The following is a 7,758-nucleotide window of genomic DNA, read 5'->3' on the forward strand; positions in this document are numbered from 1 at the left end:
TCAAGACCCTTCCCCCCGCGACCGGCACCGGGTGAGGCCACGCGGGCCGTTGGCGTCAATCCAGCGTCTGCCGGAAGCGGGCCACGGCGATGCCCATGGCCACCAGCATCAGCACCAGCAGCGCCACCGCATCGCCCTGGAGGTCGGCGACGCTCGAGCCCTTCAGCAAAATGCCCCGCACCATGCGCAGGAAATGCGTGAGCGGCAGCGCCTCGCCGATCCATTGCGCCCACAAAGGCATGCCCGAGAAGGGAAACATGAAGCCCGAGAGCAGGATGCTCGGCAGGAAGAACATGAACGACATCTGCACCGCCTGGAGCTGGTTCTGCGCCAGGGTGGAGAAAGTATAGCCGATGGACAGGTTGGTGGTGATGAACAACAGCGTCACCCCCGCCAGCATCAGCGCCGAGCCCTCCAGCGGCACCCCGAACAAGATCATGCCGGCGGCCAGGATCAGCACCGCCTGCAGGATGCCCACCGCCACATAGGGCACGATCTTGCCCAGCATGATCTCCACCGGGTGGATGGGCATGGACAGAAGACTTTCCATGGTGCCCCGCTCGATCTCCCGCGTCACCGACAAAGCGGTGAAGATGAGCATGGTCATGGTGAGAATGGTGCCGAGCAGGCCCGGCACGATATTGAGCTGGCTGGTGCCGGCCGGATTGTAGCGCCGGTGCTGTACAATCTCGAACGGCGCGCCGCCGGGCGCATCCACGAACCGCTCGCGGGTGAGCGCGGTGCTCACCACCCCGGCGAGCGCGGCGAGGGCATTGGCCGAGCCCACCGGATCGGTGGCGTCGGCCGCCACCAGGAGCTGCGGACCATCGCCGCGCCGCAGGTCCCGTTCGAACCCCGCCGGAATCTCCACGAAGAACAGCACATCGCCGGCGCGGATCAGGTGCTCGGCCTCGTCGGCGCTCTTCACCTGCCTGACGAAGGAAAAGAAGGCCGTATTGCGCAAGGCGGCCAGGATGGCGCGGGTGACGTCGTTGTTCTCATGGGTAAAGACCGCGGCCGGCAGGTGGCGCGGCGTGGTGTTGATGGCATAGCCGAACAAGATGAGCTGCAGGAGCGGGATCATGATCATGGTGGCGAAGCTCACCCGGTCCCGGCGGAGCTGGATGAATTCCTTCACGATCATGGCCGAGATCCGGCGCAGCACGCCGCGCGCCGATGCCATCGGCCCGAGGGCGGCATCGGGGCGGCTCATCGCAACTCGTCCTTGGAGCGGCCCATCAAGTCGATGAAGACATCCTCCAGGGTCGGCGCATCCTGGCGGAAGGTGAGCTTCGGGTCGGCGCGGAAGGGCGCGATGGCGGCTTCGAGCGCGGCCGCATCCCGCCCGGAAATGTGGAGCTGGGTGCCGAAAGGCGCCACCATGTCCACGCCCGGCCGGCTGCCGAGCGCGCGCGACAGGGCGGTGATGACCTGCCCGGCCGCGTGGCCCTCGGCGCCCTTCACCTCCACCGTCCAGGTGGACAGGCCGGAGGCGGCGATCACGCTCGCCACCGTGCCCTGAGCCAGAAGCCGCCCATAGGCGATATAAGCGATCTCGTGGCAGCGCTCGGCCTCGTCCATGTAATGGGTGGAGACCAGCACCGTGAGCCCCTCTGCGGCCAGATCGTGGATCTGCGCCCAGAACTCGCGCCGCGCCTTGGGATCGACCCCGGCTGTGGGCTCGTCGAGCAGCAGCAGGTCGGGGCTCGGCAGGATGCAGGCGCCCAGGGCCAGACGCTGCTTCCAGCCCCCGGAGAGGGCACCGGCGAGCTGCCTGCCGCGCCCGGCAAGGCCCAGCCGCTCCAGGGCCGCGGCCGCCGCCTGCTCCGGCTTCGGCACGCCATAGAGGCGGGCCACGAACTCCAGGTTCTCCCGCACAGAGAGATCCTGATAGAGGGAGAAGCGCTGCGTCATGTAGCCCACGCGCTCGCGGATCTTGCGGGACTCGGTGCGGATGTCGAGGCCAAGGCAGGTGCCGCTGCCGGAATCGGGCGTCAGCAAGCCGCACAGCATGCGGATGGTGGTGGTCTTGCCCGAACCGTTGGGGCCGAGGAAGCCGTAGATCTGCCCCCGCATCACCCGCATGGTGAGATGGTCCACCACCATGCGGCCGTCGAAGCTCTTGGACAGGCCCTCCACGGCGATGGCGACCGTCTCCGGCGAGGGTTCGGGCGTAGCGGCCGCGCTTTCGCTCATGGCGCCGCGCCCAGGCTGACGGTGATCGGCTGGCCGGGCCGCGCGGTCGCGGGATCGTCCGGCCGTGCCTCGATGAGATAGACGAGCTTGGCGCGCTCCTCGCGGCTGTAGATGACGGGGGGCGTATATTCGGCCGAAGCCGAGATGAAGCTCACCTTGCCGGTGATGGGCGGGCACCCGTCGCAGGAAACGCTCACCGCGTCGCCCAGCGCCACCTTGGGCAACACCGCCTCCGGCACGAAAAAGCGGATCTTGACCAGCCCCGGCGGCAGCAGGGACACCACCGGACGGCCCTCCGGCACCAGTTCGCCCACCCGGTAATAGACGGTCTGGATGGCCCCCGCCGCAGGCGCCGTGAGCGTGCGGCGGGCAAGGCGCACCTGGGCCGCCGCTTCCGCCGCCTGGGCCGCCCCCATGGCGCCTTCGGCCGCAGCAATCTCCTGCGTGCGCGAGGCGATGCCGGCCGCCGCGATCCGCCGCTGCGCTTCGTCAAGGGCGGCCTGGTTCTGGTCGAACGCATGCTGGGCGGCATCGAGATTGGCCTGGGACGATGCGCCCTTCGGCACAAGGTCCTTCTGCCGCGCCAGATCGATGCGGGAGAGATCAAGGGCCGCCGACGCGCGGCGCTCGGCCGCCTCCAGCACCGCGATTTCCTCCGGCCGCTGAAGCGGCGCCTGGGCATTGGCGAGGCGGGCCTCGGCCTCCCGCAACTGGGCGGTGGCGCTGTCGAGATCGGCGCGCTGAAGGTCGTCCTCAACCGTGGCGACCAGCGCTCCCTTGGCAACGCGGTCGCCCTCCTTCACGGCGAGCGCCGTGACCCGGCCCGGCTCGTTGGGGCCGATGAAGATGAGGTCGCCTTCCATATAGCCCGAGAAGCTGTTCTGCGGCCCGCCATCGCAACCCGCGAGGACAAGGGCCGAAAGCAGCGCCAGGACCGGGCCCGCAAAGGGCGTGCGCATCAGCTGTCTCTCCATCCAAGGCCCTTGAGCAGCAGCTCGCGATGGGCTGCGAGCAAGGCCCGCGTGTCCAGCGGTTCCACCGCCGCGAACAGGCCGTTCCACACCACTGCGAGAATGGCCGGCGCCACCACCAATTGCGGAAAGCGCACCGCGAGATCGCTCGTCAGCTCGCCACGGTCGAGCCCGCGCTGCGCCACCTGGCGGATAAGGGCGAGCCCGCGCGACACCACATGGCCGTGGTAGAAGACCGCGAGTTCGGGAAAGCGCGCGCCCTCCCCCAGCATCAGGCGGACGAGGGCGGCCGCCGGTCCTTCGAGCACCCGGTCGGCCAGCAACGTCATCAGGCGTTCCAGCAGTTCCCCCGTGGTGCCGGAAAAGCCGGCCACCAGGGCATCCGCATCAAGCAGCGCGGCGGCGATCGTCTCCTCCACCAAGGCGCGGAACAGCGCCTCCTTGTCGGTGAAATAGAGATAGAGCGTGCCCTTGGCGACGCCGGCCCGGCGCGCCACCTCATCCAGCTTGGTTTCGGCGAAACCGTGGGTGGAGAACGCCGCCAGCGCCGCGTCGAGAATGGCGCGACGGCGCGCCTCCCGCGCCATGGCCGGCGCGCGACGGCGTCCGCTCCCGGCGGCGGGGACGGCAATGCCCGCGGCCGACATGCCGACAACGGACATGCCGACAACGGACGTGCCGACAACCGACTGGCCGGCGGCCGGGGGGCCGTCGTCAGGTCCGCTCGGGGGCGCGATGCTGGATGCAGATTCGGGTTCGGCCATGACGCCCACACAATGACTGACGCGTCAGTCATATTAAAAGCAGGAGTAGAATGCCACAGTTTCCACACCCTGCGAGCGTCGAATTCTGGCCAGGTCCAACCCGGAGCCGCCCCCGCGCGCGCCCACCGGCCAACACGCTGCGCGTGAAAGCCAAGGCCCCCGGCCATGGACGGGGCCGGCGGACTCGGGCCGGCGGGGTGCACCGAAGGGCGGGCCGAAGGGGTGGGAGCCAAGCGCCTCGGGCCGAGATGTTCGGCGCCGGCCGGAATGCGACAAGCGGGACGCGGGAAGCTGGTCCCGGAGCCGCCCCATGGCCCGGCCTCAGGTCCGGACGCTTCTCCCGGGGCTGCACCCTTCTCAAAGCGATCGGGGCTGCCTGCAATGCCTGCAGCCAGCCCCGAAATGCGCCGTCGGATATGCCCGGTCCTACTCCGCCGGGGTCGGGTGCTCAGGCGGCGCGACCTTCGCCCGCCCACCGCGCAGGCCCGCGAGCCAGCGCGCGAACACATAGAACACCGGCGTGAACACGAGGCCGAACAAGGTCACGCCGATCATGCCCGAGAACACCGCCGTGCCCAGGGACTGCCGGAGCTCGGCGCCGGCCCCCTCCGCCCACACCAGCGGCGCCACGCCGAGGATGAAGGCGAGCGAGGTCATGATGATGGGCCGCAGCCGCAGCCGCGCCGCCTCCACCGCCGCCTCCCGCCGCCCATGCCCCTGATCCTCGAGCTGCTTGGCGAACTCAACGATCAGGATGGCGTTCTTGGCGGCGAGGCCGATCAGCACGATGAAGCCCACCTGGGTGAGGATGTTGTTGTCCATCCCCCTCAGGATCACGCCCAGCAGGGCCGCCACCAGGCACATGGGCACGATGAGGATGACCGCCAGCGGCAGGGTCAGGCTCTCATACTGCGCGGCCAGCACCAGGAACACGAACACCACGCCCAGCGCGAAGGCGAAGATGGCGGTGTTGCCCGCCCGCTCCTGCTGGTAGGCGATCCCGGTCCACTCATAGGCGAAGCCCTGGGGCAGCACCTTCTGGGCTAGGCCTTCCATGATCCTCATGGCCTGCCCCTGGGAATAGCCCGGCGCCGGCGAGCCGTCGAGTTCCGCCGACGGATAGAGGTTGTAGCGCGGCACGCGATAGGGACCGGAGATGTCCTTGACCGTGGTGAAGGAACCCAGCGGCACCGTATCCCCATTGGTCGTGCGCACACGGATGGCGAGCACATCCTTGGCTTCCATGCGGTACTTCGCGTCGGCCTGCGCCTGCACCCGGAAGGTGCGGCCGAACATGTTGAAGTCGTTCACATAAGTGGAGCCGATGAAGGTCTGCAACGCGGTGAACACATCGTTCACATTGACCTTCAGGAGCTGCGCCTTCTCGCGATCGATATCGAGATAGAGCTGCGGCGTCGAGGTTTCGAACAGGGTGTAGACCTGCATCAGCCCCGGCGTCTGGGCGGCGGCGCCCATCATGGCATAGGTGGCGTTGCGCAATGCGAGCAGACCCGCGCCGTCGCGATCCTCGACCATCATGCGGAAGCCGCCGGCGTTGCCGATGCCCTGCACCGGCGGCGGCTGCACCACGATCATCTGCGCCTCCTGGATGGAGGCCATCTTGCCGAACAAGGTCCGCTGTACCGCCGCCGCCGAGCGGGACGGATCACCGCCGCGCACCGAGAACGGCTCCAGGATGACGAACATGGCGCCGGCGTTGGGGGCGTTGGTGAAGGTCGCGCCCGAGAAGCCGACGATGTTGACGATGCGCGCCACGCCCGGCGTGCCGAGCACGAGGTCGCCGGCCCGCTTCATCACCTGCTCGGTGCGCTCCATGGCGGCGCCCGGCGGCAGTTGGGCGACCACGATCAGGTAGCCACGGTCCTGCTGCGGGATGAAGCCCTGGGGCGTGCTGGTGAACAGGTAGCCGCCAAAGCCGACGATGCCCACGTAGACGAGCAGCACCAGCGCCACCACCCGCACCAGGCGCGAGGTCATCCAGGCGTAGCCGTTGCCCAGCCCCTCGAAGCCCCGGTTGAAGATGCGGAAGAAGCCCAGCAGCGGCCGGGCATACCAGGCATGGTGCTCATGGCCTTCCTTGTGCGGCTTCAGCAGCAGCGCGCACATGGCCGGCGACAGGGTCAGCGACACCAGCAGCGAGATCAGGGTGGAGCCGGCGATGGTCAGCGCGAACTGCTGGTAGAAGGCGCCCGAGATGCCGGTGATGAAGGCGGTGGGAACGAACACCGAGGACAGCACCAGCGAGATGGCCACCAGCGCCCCGCCCACCTCGTCCATGGTCTTGTAGGCGGCATCGCGCGGCGACAGCCCGGCCGCGATGTTGCGCTCCACGTTCTCCACCACCACGATCGCGTCGTCCACCACGATGCCGATCGCCAGCACCAGGCCGAACAGCGACAGATTGTTCAGCGAGAAGCCGAACATGGCCATGACGAAGAAGGTGCCGATGAGCGAGATCGGAATGGCGAGGATGGGAATGATCGCCGCCCGCCAGCTCTGCAGGAACAAGATCACCACCAGCACCACCAGAATGATGGCCTCGCCGATGGTATGCACCACCGCGTCCACGGACTGCTGAATGAACTCCGTGGGGTTGTAGTAGATGCCGTATTCCAGACCCTTCGGGAAGGTCGTGCGAATGCGCTTCATCTCCTCCACCAGCATGTTGCCGGTGGAGAGCGCGTTGGAGCCGGGCCGCTGGAACACGCCGAGGGCGACCGAAGGATAGCGGTCCAGGAAGGAGGTGGAGGCGTAGTCCTGGGCCGAAATCTCCACCCGGCCGACATCCTTCAGGCGCACCAGCGCCTGGTCCGTCTGCTTGATGACGATCTCGCCGAACTCCTCCGGCGTCGACAGGCGTCCAAGGGTGCGCACGGCGATCTGGAACGCGCCCTGCTTGGGCACCGGCGGCGCGTTCAGGATGCCCGAGGCCACCTGCACGTTCTGCGCCTTGAGCGCCGCCACCACGTCATTCGACGTGAGGTTGAGCTGCGAGAGCCGCTCGGGGTCGATCCAGATCTGCATCGCGTAGTCGCGCGAGCCGAACACGGTGATGGAGCCGACACCGTCAAGGCGCGAGAGCACGTCCTTGATCTGGATGTTGGCGAAATTCGACATGAACAGCGCGTCGCGCGAGCCGTCCGGCGAATAAAGGTTCACCACCAGCAGCATGTCGGGCGACGACTTGGCCGTCACCACGCCCACCTGCTGCACTTCCGCCGGAAGCCGCGGCTCGGCGATGGCGACACGGTTCTGCACCTGCACCTGGGCGGTGTCGAGGTCGGTGCCGAGGTCGAACGTCACCTGGATCGAAAAGCGGCCGTCCGCCGTGGAGTTGGACGAGATGTAGAGCATGTGCTCCACACCGTTGATCTGCTGCTCGATGGGCGCGACCACCGTGTCGGCCACGGTCTCGGCAGAGGCGCCGGGATACTGGCCGGTGACGGTGATCACCGGCGGCGCGATCTCGGGATATTGCGCCACCGGCAGGCGCAGGTAGGACACCGCGCCGAGGATGATGACAATGGTGGAGACCACCGACGCGAAGATCGGCCGGTCGATGAAGAAATGGGAAAAGCGCATGGCTGCTCCTCCCTCACTTCGCGGTGGACGGTTCGGCAGCGCCCTTTGCTGGCTCTGTCTTCGCGGGGTCCGCCTTCGCAGCCTCCCCCTTCGCCGCGTCAGCCTTCGCCGCGTCAGCCTTGGGGGCGTCAGCCTTGGGGGCGTCAGCCTTGGGGGCGTCAGCCTTGGGGGCGTCAGCCTTGGGGGCGTCAGCCTTGGGGGCGTCAGCCTTGGGGGCGTCAGCC

General features: G+C 68.1%; 6 protein-coding genes. All 6 read right to left on the reverse strand.

Annotated features, from left to right (window positions below):
- Positions 1-55 precede the first annotated feature (55 nt).
- Positions 56-1,213 carry an ABC transporter permease gene (locus tag HUW53_RS19445; RefSeq protein WP_370877861.1) on the reverse strand — a complete coding sequence of 386 codons (1,158 nt, stop codon included), beginning with the start codon at positions 1,211-1,213 and terminating at the stop codon, positions 56-58.
- On the reverse strand, positions 1,210-2,196 hold the full coding sequence (locus tag HUW53_RS19450; RefSeq protein ID WP_237347416.1) for an ABC transporter ATP-binding protein: 987 nt from the start codon (positions 2,194-2,196) through the stop codon (positions 1,210-1,212). The genes HUW53_RS19445 and HUW53_RS19450 overlap by 4 nt, the downstream gene beginning before the upstream one ends.
- On the reverse strand, positions 2,193-3,155 hold the full coding sequence (locus tag HUW53_RS19455; protein WP_237347417.1) for an HlyD family secretion protein: 963 nt from the start codon (positions 3,153-3,155) through the stop codon (positions 2,193-2,195). The genes HUW53_RS19450 and HUW53_RS19455 overlap by 4 nt, the downstream gene beginning before the upstream one ends.
- Positions 3,155-3,829 carry a TetR/AcrR family transcriptional regulator gene (locus HUW53_RS19460; protein WP_237347418.1) on the reverse strand — a complete coding sequence of 225 codons (675 nt, stop codon included), beginning with the start codon at positions 3,827-3,829 and terminating at the stop codon, positions 3,155-3,157. The genes HUW53_RS19455 and HUW53_RS19460 overlap by 1 nt, the downstream gene beginning before the upstream one ends.
- A 528-nt stretch (positions 3,830-4,357) precedes the next feature.
- On the reverse strand, positions 4,358-7,534 hold the full coding sequence (locus tag HUW53_RS19465) for an efflux RND transporter permease subunit (protein ID WP_237347419.1): 3,177 nt from the start codon (positions 7,532-7,534) through the stop codon (positions 4,358-4,360).
- A 13-nt stretch (positions 7,535-7,547) separates the two neighbouring features.
- Positions 7,548-7,758 (reverse strand): hypothetical protein (locus HUW53_RS19470; RefSeq protein ID WP_237347420.1); only part of this gene is annotated, 211 nt, incomplete at its 5' end.

The organism is Xanthobacter agilis (assembly GCF_021730435.1).
Classification (GTDB): domain Bacteria; phylum Pseudomonadota; class Alphaproteobacteria; order Rhizobiales; family Xanthobacteraceae; genus Xanthobacter; species Xanthobacter agilis.